18 protein-coding genes and 1 tRNA gene are annotated in these 17,556 nt (G+C 40.8%); 15 read left to right on the top strand and 4 right to left on the bottom strand.

The window, feature by feature from the left end; translation table 11 throughout:
• From AC1DG9_RS19240 to AC1DG9_RS19225, 4 genes are all read left to right on the top strand, one after another.
• On the top strand, nucleotides 1-1,550 hold a 1,550-nt coding region (locus AC1DG9_RS19240; protein ID WP_477635055.1), incomplete at its 5' end, for a M61 family metallopeptidase.
• A 467-nt stretch (nucleotides 1,551-2,017) separates the two neighbouring features.
• Nucleotides 2,018-2,371: a helix-turn-helix domain-containing protein gene (locus AC1DG9_RS19235; RefSeq protein WP_246269735.1), complete on the top strand. Its 354-nt coding sequence runs from the start codon at nucleotides 2,018-2,020 to the stop codon at nucleotides 2,369-2,371.
• A gap of 89 nt (nucleotides 2,372-2,460) precedes the next feature.
• Complete coding sequence (locus tag AC1DG9_RS19230; protein WP_288880217.1) at nucleotides 2,461-3,216, top strand: SDR family oxidoreductase; 756 nt, start codon at nucleotides 2,461-2,463, stop codon at nucleotides 3,214-3,216.
• 83 nt (nucleotides 3,217-3,299) lie between these two features.
• Nucleotides 3,300-3,653 carry a hypothetical protein gene (locus AC1DG9_RS19225; RefSeq protein WP_172663612.1) on the top strand — a complete coding sequence of 118 codons (354 nt, stop codon included), beginning with the start codon at nucleotides 3,300-3,302 and terminating at the stop codon, nucleotides 3,651-3,653.
• A 397-nt stretch (nucleotides 3,654-4,050) separates the two neighbouring features.
• On the opposite strand, the gene AC1DG9_RS19220 is transcribed toward AC1DG9_RS19225, so the two are convergent.
• Nucleotides 4,051-4,680, bottom strand: coding sequence for a hypothetical protein (locus AC1DG9_RS19220; protein ID WP_172663611.1), 630 nt, complete (start codon nucleotides 4,678-4,680; stop codon nucleotides 4,051-4,053).
• A gap of 466 nt (nucleotides 4,681-5,146) precedes the next feature.
• On the opposite strand from AC1DG9_RS19220, the gene AC1DG9_RS19215 reads away from it, so the two are divergent.
• From AC1DG9_RS19215 to AC1DG9_RS19195, 5 genes are all read left to right on the top strand, one after another.
• A complete protein-coding gene (locus AC1DG9_RS19215; RefSeq protein WP_172663610.1) occupies nucleotides 5,147-5,464 on the top strand; it encodes an ArsR/SmtB family transcription factor in 318 nt (105 codons plus the stop codon).
• Nucleotides 5,464-5,958 carry an SRPBCC family protein gene (locus tag AC1DG9_RS19210; RefSeq protein ID WP_337714999.1) on the top strand — a complete coding sequence of 165 codons (495 nt, stop codon included), beginning with the start codon at nucleotides 5,464-5,466 and terminating at the stop codon, nucleotides 5,956-5,958. The genes AC1DG9_RS19215 and AC1DG9_RS19210 overlap by 1 nt, the downstream gene beginning before the upstream one ends.
• Before the next feature lie 93 nt (nucleotides 5,959-6,051).
• Nucleotides 6,052-6,480, top strand: coding sequence for a VOC family protein (locus AC1DG9_RS19205; RefSeq protein ID WP_477635054.1), 429 nt, complete (start codon nucleotides 6,052-6,054; stop codon nucleotides 6,478-6,480).
• Nucleotides 6,481-6,509: 29 nt separating this feature from the next.
• Nucleotides 6,510-6,959, top strand: a complete 450-nt coding sequence (locus tag AC1DG9_RS19200) for a hypothetical protein (RefSeq protein ID WP_477635053.1) — start codon at nucleotides 6,510-6,512, stop codon at nucleotides 6,957-6,959.
• 479 nt (nucleotides 6,960-7,438) lie between these two features.
• Nucleotides 7,439-8,797 (top strand): IPT/TIG domain-containing protein, encoded by a 1,359-nt coding sequence (locus AC1DG9_RS19195; protein WP_477635052.1) that lies wholly within the window; start codon nucleotides 7,439-7,441, stop codon nucleotides 8,795-8,797.
• A 3-nt stretch (nucleotides 8,798-8,800) separates the two neighbouring features.
• Here the strand turns inward: AC1DG9_RS19195 and AC1DG9_RS19190 are convergent, their stop codons facing one another.
• The gene (locus AC1DG9_RS19190; RefSeq protein WP_337714993.1) at nucleotides 8,801-9,112 is read right to left on the bottom strand and encodes a hypothetical protein; all 312 of its coding nucleotides are present in this window, start codon (nucleotides 9,110-9,112) and stop codon (nucleotides 8,801-8,803) included.
• Nucleotides 9,113-9,230: 118 nt separating this feature from the next.
• On the opposite strand from AC1DG9_RS19190, the gene AC1DG9_RS19185 reads away from it, so the two are divergent.
• Together AC1DG9_RS19185 and AC1DG9_RS19180 are read left to right on the top strand one after the other, a co-directional pair.
• Nucleotides 9,231-9,815, top strand: a complete 585-nt coding sequence (locus AC1DG9_RS19185; RefSeq protein WP_337714988.1) for a sensor histidine kinase — start codon at nucleotides 9,231-9,233, stop codon at nucleotides 9,813-9,815.
• A complete protein-coding gene (locus AC1DG9_RS19180) occupies nucleotides 9,812-10,429 on the top strand; it encodes a response regulator transcription factor (protein WP_337714986.1) in 618 nt (205 codons plus the stop codon). The genes AC1DG9_RS19185 and AC1DG9_RS19180 overlap by 4 nt, the downstream gene beginning before the upstream one ends.
• A 474-nt stretch (nucleotides 10,430-10,903) precedes the next feature.
• Here AC1DG9_RS19180 and AC1DG9_RS19175 read toward each other — a convergent pair.
• A tRNA-Ser gene (locus tag AC1DG9_RS19175) sits at nucleotides 10,904-10,988 on the bottom strand.
• Between the two features lie 319 nt (nucleotides 10,989-11,307).
• On the opposite strand from AC1DG9_RS19175, the gene AC1DG9_RS19170 reads away from it, so the two are divergent.
• A complete protein-coding gene (locus AC1DG9_RS19170) occupies nucleotides 11,308-13,713 on the top strand; it encodes a TonB-dependent receptor (protein ID WP_337714984.1) in 2,406 nt (801 codons plus the stop codon).
• Nucleotides 13,714-13,767: 54 nt separating this feature from the next.
• On the opposite strand, the gene AC1DG9_RS19165 is transcribed toward AC1DG9_RS19170, so the two are convergent.
• On the bottom strand, nucleotides 13,768-14,184 hold the full coding sequence (locus tag AC1DG9_RS19165; protein ID WP_477635051.1) for an EamA family transporter: 417 nt from the start codon (nucleotides 14,182-14,184) through the stop codon (nucleotides 13,768-13,770).
• Between the two features lie 202 nt (nucleotides 14,185-14,386).
• On the opposite strand from AC1DG9_RS19165, the gene AC1DG9_RS19160 reads away from it, so the two are divergent.
• The 3 genes from AC1DG9_RS19160 to AC1DG9_RS19150 all read left to right on the top strand — a co-directional run.
• Complete coding sequence (locus AC1DG9_RS19160) at nucleotides 14,387-14,761, top strand: hypothetical protein (RefSeq protein ID WP_288880147.1); 375 nt, start codon at nucleotides 14,387-14,389, stop codon at nucleotides 14,759-14,761.
• Nucleotides 14,762-14,941: 180 nt separating this feature from the next.
• On the top strand, nucleotides 14,942-16,186 hold the full coding sequence (locus AC1DG9_RS19155; protein WP_172663452.1) for an efflux RND transporter periplasmic adaptor subunit: 1,245 nt from the start codon (nucleotides 14,942-14,944) through the stop codon (nucleotides 16,184-16,186).
• A gap of 9 nt (nucleotides 16,187-16,195) precedes the next feature.
• Nucleotides 16,196-17,556: TolC family protein (locus tag AC1DG9_RS19150; protein WP_477635050.1), on the top strand; the 1,361-nt coding region annotated here is incomplete at its 3' end.

Genomic DNA, 17,556 nt, shown 5'->3' with positions numbered 1-17,556 from the left:
ATATTATAGAAATTATGTCTATGAATAAGTTCCTATTGATAGTAGCAATACTCATCTGTTCAACAAGATTATCGGCGCAGTCTCAAACCAATAAGTATCAATATAAAATCGATTTGTTGAATATGCGAGATAATAGGGTGCAGGTTTCCCTTGTACCACCCAAAACCAATCAGCGAGAAGCTAAATTTGTAATGCCTAAGCTAATTCCGGGCTACTATGACGCGATGAACTTTGGTCAATACGTTTCCGCATTTAAGGCATTTAATAAGAAGGGAGAGCCAATCACCGTTAAAAGATTAGATACGAATACCTGGATCGTGCCTGACTTGAAGAATACTGCTAGAATAACCTATGAAGTATCCAGCGGTTGGGAGGATCTGCCGCAAAATACTCCGGGAGCAAAATCTGCCGAAAGTACCTTTAAAAAAGACAAACTTTTTATCCTAAACTATAATGCGCTCGTCGGTTACTTTGAAAAAGTTAGAAATAAAGGCTACAAGGTGACGGTAAAGAAAAACCGGGAATTCTATCCCTCATCTGCCTTGGAATACACCCATCAGAACGATACTATAGATGTGGTTTCAGCAAAAGATTACCGTCATCTGGTCGATGCACCTGTCATGTATTGCGTACCAGACACCACCTGGATCACAGTGGGGAATGCGAAAGTCCTGGTTTCCTTTTATTCGCAGTCGCATCAATCTTATTCAAAAACCTTAGCCTCCAGATTGGACACGATTTTAAGGAGTCAGCAGGCATACCTTGGCGGGAGATTGCCTGTTAATGAGTATGCATTTCTGATCTATCATGAAAAAATCCCAAGGGGACTGATGGCTGATGGCCTTGAACACAGCAATTCCACTGTATGCCTGTACGGTTCGGAAACTTTAGACCAGCTTCCCGAGGCATTAATTGATGTTGCTTCTCATGAGTTTTTTCATATTCTGACGCCACTCAATATCCATTCTAAGGAAGTACAGGATTTTAATTTTCTTAACCCTGTATTGTCAAGGCACCTCTGGCTTTATGAAGGTATGACTGAATATGCGACCATGCATATGCCCATAAAACAACGGATGATCAGCCTTCAGCAGTTTGCTAAAAAGATCGAAGCCAAAATCAAGGGTATGGAAGGATTCGATAATAACTTGTCTATGACTGTGATGAGCACTAATGCGATCAAAAGGCAGGATCAGTATATGAATTTTTACCAAAAAGGTGCCTTGATAGGTTTATGCCTTGACATTCGCTTAAGAGAACTTTCCAATGGAAAGCTTGGTACACAGGAATTAATGCAAAAGCTGGTTAAAAAATATGGTCCTGAAAAAGCTTTTAAAGACGAAGACTTGTTTAATGTAATTACTGCATTTACATTCCCCGAGATTCGTCAGTTTTTTAAAGATTATGTCGAAGAGGGACAAACAATTTCTTTAAAAGAGAGTTTGATGAAGGTAGGACTCGATTATGATGAAGCCGCAAAAACTGTTTTTGAAATGAATAACCCCTCCAGTGGTCAACTTTCGTTGAGAAAGGCATGGATAAACCAATAAGCAGAACCCATTTTGTCTACAAGGTCTGGTTGAACCCCTCTTATTGCATTGCAAACGGGGATGGAAGTATACTTCGGGCATACTTTGGCCGGTTTTTGATAGTTCTCTCCGGTAAAACAGTATACCTTGAAGTATACTGCTTAAAATACCGATTGGATAACTTTGCGGTATAGTAGGGCTTGTATTTTTTTGCCAGGTCAAGTTTTTTCATGATTTTTTTTATTCAAAATAAACCATGCCCACTGACAACCCTAAGGTAGCCTCCTGAAATTTCTACAGGAAATTAATGCAGAAACGACAAGGGGGAAATTAAGACTGTTGAACATCCCAATTTAGATAGCTGTCTTTTTTAATGCCACCTGATTTGTAAATTGAGTAAAAAGCGATACCGAAAAGTTCACCATGCGAAAACCTTAAATTATGATAATCTTTGCAATTTCCTATTTATGTTAAACGCAAATAAGCCAATGAAACGTGGGGATGAAATTACCAGGACCTATTTTGATTTTTTAGACCTTCATCTAGCTGAAATTGTCAGCGGTGAGGCCACTGAAATGTTGACCTTGAACGAAATCGCAAGCGCCTTATGTGTTTCTCATACCCACCTGACCGATACCATTCAGCAAACAATGGGTCACCATCCCTGTTATTTCTATGATTTGAAAATCGTAGAACAGGCAAAAGAAATGATGCTCCATACGGACCGTTCTATTGCAGACATTGCGAAGAGATTGACGTATGATCCCTCCAATTTTTCAAAATTCTTCAGAAAATTTACCGGACAAACACCTGGGGCGTTTAGAAAACTGCATAAAAAATAGCGAATACCTGAAAGCTCCGAAAAGTTCACCATGTTATTTAAAGGGCGATAGCTGAATTTTATACTATCAATAATCTTAAAAAATTTATTATGAGCAGGAACGATTTAAAAGGTAAAGTAGTGCTGATCGCAGGAGGTGCAAAAAACCTGGGTGGCTTAATTAGCAGAAATGTAGCGGCAAAAGGAGCGAAGGTAGTGATCCATTACAATAGTGAGTCAACAAGAGTTGATGCAGAGAAGACCTTGGCCGATATTATCTCAGCTGGTGGCGAGGCTTACCTTACCCAGGCCGATTTAACCAGGGTGGAAAATGTGGTAAAGCTGTTTGCGGAAGCAAAAGCCAAATTTAGTGGTATTGATATTGCGATCAATACGGTGGGTAAAGTGCTGAAAAAACCATTTTTAGACACAACCGAAGCAGAGTACGATAGCATGTTCGACATCAATTCAAAACAGGCTTATTTCTTTTTACAGGAAGCTGGAAAACAATTGAACGATAATGGTAAGATCTGTACTATAGTGACTTCATTACTGGCTGCATTTACGGGTTATTACTCGACATATGCTGGTGCAAAGGCACCTGTTGAGGATTTTACCCGTGCGGCAGCAAAAGAGTTTGGAGATAGGGGGATTTCAGTTACTGCGGTTGCTCCTGGTCCAATGGATACGCCATTTTTTTATGGACAGGAGTCGGAGGATGCTGTTGCCTATCATAAATCGGCATCAGCTTTAGGGGGGCTTACCCGGATTGAGGACATTGCCCCGCTGGTGGAATTTTTAGTAACAGATGGCTGGTGGATTACAGGGCAGACCATTTTTGCGAACGGAGGGTACACTACAAGATAGAGGTTTCAAGCAAAAGTCCTAAGTGATATAGGATTTTTGCTCTTGCATTTTTATTTGCCTGGATAAATCCATAACTTAAAATCATGATAATCAAAATTATAAACACCATACTCATGCTTTTTGCTGCTTACATGGGAACCAAACAAGGCTGGGCGATGTTTTCGGGTAAAACCGAAATGCTGGAACTGTTTGGCAAATGGAGCATCGGCAAGCAGGGGGTGATGGCTTTAGGTTTCTTTACGCTGTTGAGTGTTGTCCTGATGCTCATTCCTAAAACTTTCGTCTGGGGGAATTTCCTGATGGCAGCAGGTATCCTGTTAATTATCTGTTTTCATTTACTGGGCAGAGATCTTAAAGGGGTGATGATTGAAGTACCTTTCTTCCTGCTGTCCTTAGTTATTATTTACCTCCAGCACCCAATGGTGAAAGTAAGCTAGGAGACAAATTATATACATGCTGGCTTTATTCACATACAATTCCAAAGATTTGGTCTTGTGCTGTTTCATGAAGTCCTGTGTATCCAAACGAACGATAAATTATGTGTCTTTTAGCGAACTATGAACCGAATACCTTGCTGAAATCTTAAGTCTTTGTTGCTCAGCACGATCACAATTTTGTCTTGCTCTTTAAGGCTCGACAATAGAGTTATTACACCATCAAATAAGGTTGTGTATTCGGCATCGAGATCGGTATAAAGGCCCCGTAGGAATTTACCATAGAATTGACCTCTTCAAGGGGTAGTGTTTTGCCTATGGGATGCAAGGTGGCCGAATTGGAGCAGAGATTTCAATATTTTATTAATTTTTTGTAAAAGGTATGAGATCAACCGCGTTTTTATCCTCCGCATTTAAAACGGCTCCATAGCGCATTTAGCTTCGTCCATATCGGTTTAGTAAGCGGTTTGGGAGATAGCTGGTAAAAAACAATTATTTGCATGCTTCCCGGGCATTTTTTGATATGGATTTTTGCATTAAGTAGTATTGGTTTCTGTGCCATATAATCGAGCATACGGATAGTTCCCTGGAAAGTATGCATGTCTCCTTTTTCTGTTTTTATCGCCCGGAGTTTGGTCTCAGTCTTGATGATTAGGGCTTTGGGAATGTTTCGCTTGGTGATGTTCCTGTCTACAAGGCCGTCATAATAGGCATTCAGGTTTTTTTGGAGGATCACTGTAGTTTGAACAGGAGCATTGTCCAGCAGCCATAGGAACGCATACGACCAATATTCAGGGCTTTTCTGGTTGCTCCAGCCTTTGGTAAACCGGATATCTTCCACACCAGTGTATGTAATGGATGGTGCGAAGTCTATTGGGATGGGAAAACGTTCGATTCCCCAGCCGTCCAGCTCAAGCTGATAGGGTGGCTTCCAGGAAGGGCCGTCAAATACTGGCTTATTTTGCGCCACTACCTTAGTACATAGGCAGTTGAGGGTCAAGGCAAAGAGATAGCAGGTAAACTTGTTCATATTTTAATTGCTTTAATAGTTTTGGGTTGGATGGTGATTGGTAGCAGACGGCCCGCCAACTCTACATGGAGACCGATGATGTTGATGAGCGAGGAATATTGGTTTTCCAAAAGGCCGCGCAGGGATAGTTTGAAATTAAGTAGAAACATCGTTGCATGGTTTGATTTCGTGATTGTGGTTTCCATTTTTATGCCACAACGTATAATATGGGGTGTAAATACAATATTTGGGTCTTTCTTGTGAATCTTTGTCCGATAGTGGACATGCGTTGTTCAGTTTTGAACAGCAGATGGCTTAAACGAATATGAAGGAACGGAAGCAAACTATTATAAAACTCATTTGGTCTTTCTCAACATGCTCTTTTAAAACTTCGATTCCTCTTCCAAAAAAACTTAAATAAATTTGCGCAACCCAAAAGTTGCGCATATATTTGCAACCTGAAGGTTGCTGATTAAATATTTGCAAAATGAAACAAGACATATTCCAAGCTATAGCCGACCCTACACGCAGGGCTATTTTGACTTTACTTGCCATTCAGGCTTTGACGCCGAATGTAATGGCAGAAAAATTTGATATGACCCGGCAGGCGGTATCAAAACATATTAAAGTGTTATACGAATGTGAATTGATAAAACCTGAGCAGACTGGCCGGGAAATTTACTATCACTTTAACGCGAAAAAAATGCAGGAATTTGATAATTGGTTAGCCCAATTCAGACAAAACTGGGAAACTCAATTTAACCAATTGGACCAATTATTAACAATAATTAAAACAAAGGAATAATGAACAACGATTTGCTATTTGATTTTAACGTTGATAAAACGGCGAAAACAGTATACATCACCAGAGAATTTAATGCCGCACAGTCTTTAGTATGGGATGCCTTTACTAAGGCTGAGCTGCTGGACCAATGGGGGGCGCCTGCGCCGATGCGTGCCAAAACCAAGTACATGGATTTTAAAGAAGGTGGACGCCGGTTTTATGCCATGATCAGCCCCGATGGGCAGGAGCGTTGGGCGGTGCAGGAATTTACTTCTATTACCCCGAAAATCAATTTTAAGATGTACAACACGTTTGCTGATAAAGACGAAAACCGTGAATTGCCGGGTTCTGAATGGGATTACAGTTTCAGCGAAAAAAACGGCATCACTAAAGTGAATATTACCATCTTTAATGAATCGTTTGAACGACTGGAGAAATTATTAGAGGGCTTCAAAATAGGCTTCATTATGACTTTGAAAAACCTCGAAGAACTGCTGGTCTCCTTACCGAAATAGATATAGGGAGAAAATGGTGGGGCACATTCGCAACGTGAATGCTTAAAACCGGAGAATACTAGTATAAAATTTAACCATTTAAATAGAATAACTATGAGAGCAATTAATCCGTGGATAAACTTCAATGGCAATGCCGAAGAAGCATTCACTTTTTACAAATCAGTTTTTGGCGGAGAGTTCGCAAAGATCATTCGTTTTAAAGATTTAGCAAGTGCTGAATTTTCGATAGCAGAACATGAGGCTAACAAAATCATGCATATTGCTTTGCCTATTGGCAAAAAGAATGTATTAATAGCCAATGACGTTCCCGAATTTATGGGACAGGTAAACGAGAACGAAAACAGATCTAAAATAGTGGTCAGTGCTGAAAGTAGAGAAGAGGCAGACCAGATATTTAGCGGCCTATCTGTAGGGGGCGAGGTTGAAGGGCCTATGGGTGACAGCCCTTGGAATACAWACGCCGGAATGTTTAGAGACAAATATGGTATTGAATGGATCGTGGAATTTGATCCGAGCTTATAGCGGACAAGTTTACTTCAAAATAGTCATTTATGAAAACCTATCGCTTCCATTTTAATAATAGCCAAAAAAGTTCAACTATTCTGTTTTGGTTTTTTTCCACGTTGCTGACCCTTTCACTAACAGTCCTAACCATCGTTTTACCGTCGCATCCGAACCCACTTTTCCCGACCTGGCTATTACTGATCTCCTTGCCGTTAATGTTAATAGCTATTTACAGGCTACAGCTCGACTATTACAAAAAAACTGAAGCTGATATGCCTTACCTGGAATTTTCGGTCACCACTCGGAATGGAAAAACATTAAAATGGATATTAAATGAGTGGGGTGGGCTTTATAATTCGAAAGAAGAGTTTTCAATTTTCTTTAATTTTCTCACAGCGCTAACCAATCATCTATATCTACTTTATCATGCTAAGGAGGAATATAACAGGTATTTAAAAATTCTTGACGAAAAAGGTTGCTGGGAAAAGCGAGGTTAAATTTCCATGCCGTCTGTTGTGAGGATACGGGTCATCTTGCTGCAGCTATTTCACCAATGGCGAAACTAAATTTGAATTGACTTACGAACGCTGGATTCATCGTCCTTTATAAAAGATGGATGTACTCCAAATTATTTGCCGGAATTCATAGCTATTGAAAGTAATAAACGAAGCCTTTAACGACTTGTGTGAGTAGTACTACAAAGAAAAGTATTTCAATGGAACAACCTATTGTGATCAGGAAGCAGCACTATCTGAGTCGCTGCTATGATTACAATACCCAAATATGGGTATTGTAGCCTATTTACTAAAGTCGTAGTTTCGTATAAGATCAATCTCGATAAAGCAATTTTATCCCCCTCTTATTGTGATGCGAACATACTGCTTTAAATGATGTTATAAATGCAAGAAGGAGGATCAAAAGCTGGGCTGATAGTTTACTTGTACTCGTGACTCAATGAGAATAAACTTTGAAAACTATGAAGAAAAAATCACGAAATTACCTGGCTATAATCGGTATAATTGTTACGGCCATTTTTACAGTGCAATGCAAAAAAAGCGCGCCCATAAATACCACTCCGATAAAGACTGTTATTACTAATATTAGTCCTTTACAGGGGATGAAGGGAACGATTGTAACGATTACAGGTGCTGGCTTTGACACCGTTCTGCGTACGACCAGTGTAAAATTTAATAGTAAATCTGCCACCATAAAGTCAATAACAGCTACCCAAATGATCGTTGTAGTACCTGAAGAAGCTACCACCGGTCAGATTACGGTAACTAATAAGGATACGGTCATCCTATTTCCTGCAAATTTTACGGTTAGATCCTTTGTTATCACTAAAATTCCGGCCGATAATGCGTTTGATGGTGCCTCTATCGTAAACATGGCTGCCGACGTCACCGGAAATGTCTATGTGAATACCAATACGGACACCGTTTTTAAAATATCCCCGGCTGGAGTTAAAAGTATGCTGACCAAAGTGGGCAACAGCAGCACTAAGTTGGGTGGCATAGCTGTAGACGGAGCAGGCAACGTTTATACGGTGGGAACTAATGATTTTAAAATATATAAAGTTACATCTGCTGGAGCAGTAAGCGTTTTTGCGGGCAGCGGCGTTTCAGGGTATGCTGATGCGCTTGGTACTGCAGCCCAGTTTACCGCTCCGGCAGGTATGACTATTGACGTTTCTGGAAATTTGTTTGTTACGGATGTTTATCGCGTTCGTAAAATTACCCCGGCAGGGCAGGTAAGTACCTTTGCGGGTAAGGCAACAGCCGGAAAAGTGGATGGCCAGGGTACCTMAGCCGCTTTTGGAAGCTATGGCAACCTGAATCATATTGCCACTGATGCCTCTGGTAATGTTTATGTAAGCGATGGTGATTATGATATCAGGGGTGTCGAGAGTAGCGCTTATTACATTCGTAAAATAACACCCGCCGGCATTGTAAGCACTATTGGGCCGATACCAAAGCAAATGGCTAGTTGGACGGGGGGCAAAGGGTCTGTAACTTTACGATTTACATCTATGCTTGCGGTAGATGTAGCCGGCAATTTATTTTTACCCGGATCGTCCTATAATAACGGCACGGTCGCATCAGGCGGCTGCTGTACATTTGGCCCGGTATTCATGGTAAACAAAGCATTAAATTCCTCAGAGTTTTACGATCTTACAGGTACGTTTTCATTTCTCACTATGAGCTATACCGGCATAACTTTCGACCCATCCGGAAATATGTACATCAGCGCCGCCGTCAACTATGGTCGCCGTATGTATGAGCCGTCAAGTATGGGCAAGACAGGGAGCTTGATTGTGAAATTTATGATCCAATAGATGTCATGTTAAAATAGGATGTAAACATAGTACCACATCAGTAAAAGTCGATTTGTTTACAAAATAAGAAAAGCCAGATAAATATAAAACTTTCCTTGCTGCCTCAACAATGTTAATAAAGGAACTGTCATTAAATACTGTTTCCAGAACGATGTCTTTTTTATCGGCTATGGCTTTTAAGGCAAGTTCTTTAGTCCGGCTTTTGTAAACATCTGTCATCAGAATTTCGAACCCCTCCAGTTCGTTCAATCTTGTTCGGATAAAAGTAGATTTGCCTGCAGCATTGCAGCCCGTGATAAAGATAAGTTCTGGCATACCTTAATTTAGCTTTTTAATAGTTAGCTGGTACTTGATGATGTAAAGATACGGATTTGCAAAATAGTACGCATTATTTTGCAAAGTGTACGCGCCTGCATAAAAATCGCGAACGCGTTTGGCTAAAGATTTACACGATGGCCTGGGCGGTATGCTCTCAGGTTTAAAACACTCATTTGGACATATGCAAGGAAATTTAGTAATGACGCCGGAAAACGCAAGGGCATTTAATAGAAGTATGGATATGCTGGACAGTTCCATAAAAGAAATGCGCAGAGTGGCTCACAATATGATGCCGGAAGCCTTGGTAAAATTTGGTTTGGATACGGCTTTAAAGGATTTTTGTGCAGATATAAATCTTACTGGAGCATTGCAGGTCGATTATCAGTCTATTGGAATGGAAACGGCTAACCTTAATAATACAACAGCAATAACCATTTTTAGAATAGTGCAAGAATTGTTAAATAACACCATGAAACACGCTTCGGCTAATACTGCCATTGTGCAACTGGCTAAAAGCGACGGAATTATAACAGTAACTGTAGAAGATGATGGCAAAGGATTTAACCCGGATTTATTAACTGAAACGCGCGGAATTGGCTGGGCCAATATTAAAAATAGGGTTGATTTTTTAAAGGGAAAAATAGATGTTAAAAGCGAGCCAGAAAAGGGTACTTCGGTGTTAATTGAATTTAAGATATGAACGTTGTAAGTGTTTTAATTGTTGATGATCATTACCTGGTTATTGAAGGGGTTCGTTCGTTGCTGCAGGATGAAAAGCGTATTGAGTGGCTGGGACATGCTACTTCTACTGAATCTTGCCTGGCCTTTTTAAAGCATCACCAAGCCGATGTGATATTAATGGATATTAATTTAGGTAAAGAAAGTGAAATAGAGCTCTGTAAAATCATAAAAGAAAAGTACCCCGCTATTCATATTCTTGGTTTAAGCACCTTTAATCAGCAAAGCTTTATCAAAAAGATAATTGAAAACGGAGCATCGGGTTATGTGCTTAAGAATGCCACAAAAAACGAATTGTTAGCGGCTATTTTTACAGTGAGGATGGGAAGGTCCTATATGAGTAGTGATGCCTTTCAGCTACTCCGTGAACAGGAAAATAAAACAATTATCCTTACCCGGAGAGAAAAAGAAGTGCTGGAATTTATCGCCGACGGCCTAACCAATAACGAAATTGCGCTTAAACTTTTTGTGAGTGTAACTACAGTTGATACACACCGAAAAAACCTACTTTCTAAATTTCAGGCGCGTAACATTGCATCTTTGGTTAAAATGGCTGTGCAAACGGAACTTATCTGAAGCCTGTATTGTGCATTAGGTAAATCTTGAAGCGAAATCCACTGTCACGATAAACGCGGATTTAATGGCCAGATCTGCCGAAATGCCCACTTAGGCAACAATTAATTGCTGGGTGTAGAAGTAATAATGGCTAATATCGGGGAGAAACTGCCTGCTGATGTGATTAATGATGATATATCAGCCACATATTATTTGCATTTTTACAAATCCTTTGTAATAACTAAAAGATGTCAAGAGTAGAAGGCCAGAAAAGTACTTAATTTTTAAGTGAAATTTGCGCTTTTGACCRCTGAGGATGTCAATTGAAGGTGTTCGAATCCCTAATGCTCTTTGGGGGTTTAAGGGTCTATTTTAGCTCAAATCGTTAATACCTATCACAGGTTGTTCTTTTTTGTTGTTATATAAATCATTGATTATCAGTGTTGTGTAAAAATAAAAGCGCGTGTTCTAAAACACGCGCTTTTGTACTTACTGCGGAGAGCGAGGGATTCGAACCCCCGGACCTATGACAGTCAACAGTTTTCAAGACTGCCGCATTCGACCACTCTGCCAGCTCTCCGGCGCAAAAGTACAAACTCAAATTGATTCTACAAACTAAGATTCACATATATTTCATATTAAATTAATATGGGGAATATATAAATGCTTAATCCGTTGAAATACAACTTTTTTATAACAGTTAGCCTGAAAACAAAAGTTGAGAAGTAATATTGGATACGCATCGAAAACGATATTATCATGCCAAAATATGGTCTCGATCCGCAAAATATTGCTATTCTCGAGTCTCAGGAAAAAGAAGAATTCCTAAAGTAAAACAAAAAAGATGTGGTTCAACATTTCTTCAGATTTGAGATGCAGCTTTGGGTAAAAAGATAATCGTGTATAGATTTATTTCCCTTTTGCTTTTAATACTTCCTTTCTTTGTCAGTGCGCAGACCAGTTCAGGCGTTACCGTATCTGGAATGATCAGAGATGGCAATAAAATTGCCATTCCGTATGTGAATGTGGTTTTTAAAGCAGCTAAGGACAGCAGCTTTGTAGTTGGTACGGTTACAAACGATGAAGGTCGGTTCAGCCTGGCCGGCGTAAAAAACGGAAATTACATCTTGGAAATATCGATGGTGAGTTTTAAGACGATCAGACAGCCCTTTACAGCGGGCACATTGAGCAATTTCCTGGATCTTGGTTTAATTGAACTGGAAGAAGATGCCAAGGTCCTGAATGAGGTAAAAATCGTTGCCGGGCAATCCGATGGGGTCTCCGCTAGAATGGATAAAAAGACTTTTACTCTGGCCAATAATGCAACACAAACCGGAGGTTCAGTATTGCAGGCGATGCAAAATATTCCCGGGGTTACTATTCAGGATGGAAAAGTGCAGCTCAGGGGAAATGATAAGGTGGCCGTATTGATTGACGGGAAACAAAATGCGGTAACAGGTTTCGGCAGTCAGACGGGTTTAGACAATATCCCTGCATCTGCAATCGAAAGCATTGAAATTATCAATAACCCTTCAGCCAGGTATGATGCCAATGGGAATGCAGGAATCATTAACATCATCTATAAAAAGAACAGACAGGAAGGGTTTAATGGGAAAATAGGTCTGACCACCGGGCTGGGTGCCTTATGGATCAGGAAGGAAAACCTGCCTACCATACGTCCGCAATACCAGGCAACCCCAAAGCTGAACCCATCAGTCTCACTCAATTATCGTAAAAATAAAATGAATACTTTTTTGCAGGGCGACTGGTTGTACACCCAGACATTGAACCGAAATGATTTCGCTCAGCGTGTTTACGATGACGGAACGGTAATCAATCAGCAAGTGAAGCGGAACAGGACCACTACATTTTCTACGATTAAGACCGGAATGGACTGGAACCCGGATGATAGAAATACCTTCACACTTTCAGCTTATCTGAACAGGGAGAAGATTCTGGACAGGGGAGATATTCCCTACTTTAATAGTGATTTCTCAGTAAGGAACCGCCTTTGGCAGTTCCTCGAAGACGAGGTAAAATATACCGCGACAGCCTCAGCTTTGTACCAGCACAAATTTGTTCAGCCAGGGCATTTACTGAATGCTGGTTTCAACTATACGTTTCACAGGGAAGATGAAAAGTATTTCTTTACGAATATCATGCCCAGCTTCACAGGTGAGGATTCCTTTAAGCTGCTTTCTGACGAACATGTAGCAGATTTAAATCTGGATTATATCAGGCCTTTGAAACATGGCCGGCTGGARGCCGGAATCAAATTTAGAAGAAGGACCATCCCCACGGATATGCAGTTCTTTCCTGGTCTGAATTCTCCTTTAGACGTAAATGCGGGTGGATGGGCCGATTATAAGGAAACCATTCCTGCAGTGTATGGTAATTATATATTTGAGAGCAATCGTTTTGAGCTGGAAGCAGGCCTGAGATTTGAATATGTAAAGGTCGAGTATGACGTGAACCCAAATCATAATACATATAGCAGTGATGGATATGACTATACGCGTCCCTTTCCCAATCTGAGATTATCTTATAAACTGAGCGATAAAAATAAGATTTCGGTATTTTACAATGAAAGGGTCGACCGTCCAAATGAAGTAGATATCCGGATCTTCCCTAAGTACGATGAACCAGAGGTGATTAAGGTAGGCAATCCCACCTTGCGTCCGCAGTTTACCAAAAGTATAGAACTGGGGCATAAACTAACATGGAATAAGGGGAGTGTATACTCTGCAATTTATCATAAGATGATTGATGCAACTATTACCAGGATTGCCACAGTGGTACCTGGTAATACCTTAATCTACAATATTTTTCAAAATGCAGGTGAAAGCCGGAATACTGGTGGGGAGATTACTTATCAGCAGGATGTGGCCACCTGGTTCTCGTTCAATACGGGTGTATCCCTATACCGAAACACGATAGATGCATTTACAATAAACAACAGATACCCTGTTCCCACACAATATACCATGCCAAGGGAGAGCATTACCTCATGGAATTCAAAGCTGAATGGGATGTTTAAATTACCTAAAAAAACAGAATTGCAATTTTCCGCCGTTTACTTGGCGCCTGATATCATTCCCCAGGGAAAAATAGGGTCGAGATTTTCAGTTGATATGGGTGTGAAAAAGCAGGTTCAAAATGGCAGGGGTGAATTATTTTTAAATGGTACCGATCTGTTCAATACGCTTAACCCAAGGAGAGAAGTGAGGGGCAATGGGTTTAGCCTCATCAGCACCGACTATCTGGAAACCCAGGTTTTTAGGCTGGGTTACAGTTATAAGTTTTAGTTCCTAAGAGCACTCTGGATCAATCCGGCATTTCCAGAAAAAGATCAATTTTTGCTATTGAAAAATGAGGATGATTGTGCCGCCAATGATCATGAGTACCGCAATTATAGTTTTGTATGTCAATGGCTCCCCAAGAAAGATAACCGATAAGATTAAGGYGATCGCAACACTGGCCTTATCTACAGGGGCTACTTGAGAGACCTTGCCCATTTGAAGGGCCTTAAAATAAAATATCCAGGACAGTCCTGTTGCCAGACCTGAGAGGATCAGAAATACCCAGTTTTGTTTGGTCAGGCCGGAAATGCCGGTCTGTCCACCTTTAAAGAAAACAATTGCCCAGGCCAATAACAGTATGACAACGGTTCTGATTGCTGTAGCCAGATTTGAATCGATACCTTTTATTCCAATTTTTGCCAGGACAGCTGTCAGCGCTGCAAAAAATGCAGAAAGTAATGCATATATCCACCACATATTTTATGCTTTGATGTTAAATATAGTTATAAGCCATTGTTTTCCGATAGCCTTAGCCTAAATCTTATTCTGTCTTGATTTTTCCAGGTCAACGGAAAATAGGCTTCAAATCCAACTTCAGAATTTCTCCTAAATTCAATGTTAGTTTTACTATGGGTAGGGCTGCATCTATAGACAATAAAAATAATCGCTACACAATCAAATGTATTCGAAAATCGGTAATCTCATCTGGAAGGAAATGAAAACACAGGGGTATACTCAGTTACAACTGACCGAGAAACTTGATGTACCTGGCCTTAAGCTTAGTCAGGTATTTAAAAGCGAAAAGATTGATGTATATCTCCTGGTGCAGATTTCCGGGGTGCTTAAAAGAAATTTTTTTCAGTACCTGGATCCTGAAGAACTGGATATCGCTTTGAATGTGGAGACGATCAAACAACTGAAAGGTAAGATCGTTGATTTAACCGAATTAAATCAACAACAGGAAGTAATTCTGCATAATTTGAATAGCCAAATCAGCCGCTTTCAGAAATTTCTTCAGCAATTGGATGAAAAAAAAAGCAAGCGTAGTGTCTGACATGTCTCTACCTCGACGCGTCCATTTGAATTTCCTATAAATCGCCCATTTCCTGTTCATTTTAAGACATACTGTCCACAATGAGACAGTTGAATTTTATAGCTTAATTGTAACTTGCTTATTTTTAGCTTGTTACTTCTGGCATTTCTATTGGAACATAGGGTTCAAATTAGTATACATATGGACCGTGAAATTTCATCCAAAGAACAAGCCAGGCGAAGAACCAGGATATACATTATCGGTAGTGTTGTTGCCCTGGCAATCGCTTTTGGGTTTATTCAATTTAGCAGTATCGTTGAGCCTGCAGTAAAAGGAAGTGCGCTCAGTACCTCAGTTGCAGAGGTAGGCAGGATGGAGGCGACCGTGCCTGCGTCAGGGATTATTACTCCCGAATATGAATTCACCATCAGCTCACCGGTAGATGCAAGGATTGAGCAGGTAATGTTTAATGCTGGCGAAAAGGTACTTGCCGGCCAATCCATTTTGCGCCTGAACAAGGAGTCAGCGTTGCTCTCCTTTGAAAAACTGAATGAGGAGCAGCATGTCAATCGTAACAAAATAAACCAATTGTCTCTGGGCCTGCAGAAAACCCTCGATGAGTTAAAGACTCAGTATTCCATTAAACAAATGAAAATCAGTAGTCTGGAAACGGCACTGGATCACGAACAATCACTCTTGGCGATTGGCGGGAGTACGGATGAAAATGTCAAACAGGCCCGCCTAACCTTAAATGTGGCACAACTCGAACTGAAGCAGATCAAAAACCAAATGGATAATCAGAAGGCAACAATGCAGGCCGATCTGAAAAGCCTGGGGTATGAAATCAACATTCGGGAGAAGGACATCAAAGGAATCAGTGATAAACTGAAAAATGCGTCCATTTCTTCGCCAAGAAACGGGGTAATCACCTGGGTCAATAGTAAGATCGGTGCAGAAATCAATGAAGGCGAAGAGTTGGTGCGTATTGCAGACCTGAGCAGTTTTAAGGTTGAAGCCAGCATCTCTGATACGTATGCTGATGAGGTTAAATCAGGTAGAACGGCTGTAGTCAGGATCGCTAAAACGGACTTGCTCGGGAATATTAGCAATGTACAGCCAGCTGTGGAGGATGGAACCGTGAAATTTTCAATTAACTTAAGCAATAAAAGTTCAAAGCTGCTCCGCTCTAACCTGAAGGTTGATGTTTTTGTCGTCACCTCTTACAAGGAGCATACCATAAGAGTTAAGAATGGCGCTGCGTTTAATGGATCCGAACAACAAAAGGTATTTGTGATTGAGGGCGACAATGCGGTGTCCCGCCAGGTGAAAGTTGGCGAAAGCAATAGCGATTATGTGGAAATTCTTTCAGGTCTTAAAGCAGGGGAAAAAGTCATCACCTCAGAGATGCAGGACTTTATTCATCTCAGTAAAGTTAAGATCAAATAGCTAAAACAAATGACACACAAAATCATGTTCAAAACCATCCTATTATTTTCAGCGATTCTCACGCCCATTCTCGGGAAAGGTCAGGGGGATAGTGATACCGTAAAATTAAAGTTGAACGATGTTATCGGTATCGCCAAAATGCATTCTACAGCAGCTGTACAGGCCGAGACCATTCGTGAAAATCAGTATTGGCAGTATAGAACATTTAAATCAAATTATAATCCACAACTTACGCTGGATGGGACTTTGCCACAATTTAGTAAAACCAATATCCCGGTGATCCAGCCAGATGGAACAGTAGAATTTAAGCCCGTGATTAACGATAATTCTCAAATCAACCTTGGCCTCACACAAAATATCAGTTTAACCGGCGGACAAGTATTCCTTGGCTCCAATGTATTGAGGTTCTCAGATTTCGACCGCAAACAAACCCGTTACAATGGGAATCCATTGATCATCGGCCTGAATCAGCCGTTGTTTGCCTTCAATTCTCTATTGTGGGATCAGAAGATCGAACCTTTGCGTTATGAAGAATCACAGAAAAAGTACAAAGAAGACATGGAAGTGGTGGGACGAGATGCCTCAGAACTGTTTTTTGGTTTGCTGATTGCCCAGATCAACAAGGATATCGCCGTTAAAAATCTGTCGAACAATGAGACCATTTACAAAATCGGTGAAGGCAAAGCAGCCCTGGGTCGGTTGTCCAAAGACGAACTGCTACGATTAAAACTGGGGGTGTTGAACGCAAGGAAAGCTGTGGCTCAGGCCAATGTGGATGCAGAAACGGCTGACCTTCAGTTAAAATCCTTTATTGGTTTTTCTGCGGATAACCAGATTAAGCTTATCCTTCCTGAACATCTGCTGACTTTTGAGGTAGATCCTGCAATTGCTGTCCAGCAGGCAAAAGATAACCGTCAGAAATCCATAGAGTTTAAACGGGCTTTGCTTGAAGCGGATAAGGACGTTGCCAAAGCACGGGGAGAAAACGGCCTGAAAGTAAACCTCTTTGGAACATTTGGATTGACCAATGTAGCGGATCGGCTTCCGGGAATATATAGCCGTGCTAAGGACCAGCAGGAAATAAGATTGGGTTTTCAGATCCCTATTCTGGACTGGGGACGTTCGGCTTCGAGAATTAAAACGGCACAGTCCAATCGCAAGTTGATAGCCGCAACCGTTAAGCAGGCACAAATAAACTTTGAGCAAGAGATCTATACCATTCTGAGACAGTTTGCGATGATCAAAGAACAAATGCAAACCAACGCAGAAGCAGATCTCACTGCAACCCAGCGCTATGAAATCGCGCAGAAAAGATACCTGCTGAACGACTTGAGCATTACCGATCTGAACATCGCTTTGCAGGAAAAGGA

It is taken from the genome of Pedobacter sp. 05L430 (assembly GCF_056397585.1).
Note: the sequence above shows the minus strand (reverse complement) of the source record. Positions and strands in the feature narration are given on the sequence as shown.

Coding starts and splice junctions, on each gene's coding strand:
- AC1DG9_RS19235 (WP_246269735.1), top strand. CDS start 2,018: ATGAAACGTGGGGATGAAATTACCAGGACCTATTTTGATTTTTTAGAC.
- AC1DG9_RS19230 (WP_288880217.1), top strand. CDS start 2,461: ATGAGCAGGAACGATTTAAAAGGTAAAGTAGTGCTGATCGCAGGAGGT.
- AC1DG9_RS19225 (WP_172663612.1), top strand. CDS start 3,300: ATGATAATCAAAATTATAAACACCATACTCATGCTTTTTGCTGCTTAC.
- AC1DG9_RS19220 (WP_172663611.1), bottom strand. CDS start 4,680: ATGAACAAGTTTACCTGCTATCTCTTTGCCTTGACCCTCAACTGCCTA.
- AC1DG9_RS19215 (WP_172663610.1), top strand. CDS start 5,147: ATGAAACAAGACATATTCCAAGCTATAGCCGACCCTACACGCAGGGCT.
- AC1DG9_RS19210 (WP_337714999.1), top strand. CDS start 5,464: ATGAACAACGATTTGCTATTTGATTTTAACGTTGATAAAACGGCGAAA.
- AC1DG9_RS19200 (WP_477635053.1), top strand. CDS start 6,510: ATGAAAACCTATCGCTTCCATTTTAATAATAGCCAAAAAAGTTCAACT.
- AC1DG9_RS19190 (WP_337714993.1), bottom strand. CDS start 9,112: ATGCCAGAACTTATCTTTATCACGGGCTGCAATGCTGCAGGCAAATCT.
- AC1DG9_RS19180 (WP_337714986.1), top strand. CDS start 9,812: ATGAACGTTGTAAGTGTTTTAATTGTTGATGATCATTACCTGGTTATT.
- AC1DG9_RS19160 (WP_288880147.1), top strand. CDS start 14,387: ATGTATTCGAAAATCGGTAATCTCATCTGGAAGGAAATGAAAACACAG.
- AC1DG9_RS19155 (WP_172663452.1), top strand. CDS start 14,942: ATGGACCGTGAAATTTCATCCAAAGAACAAGCCAGGCGAAGAACCAGG.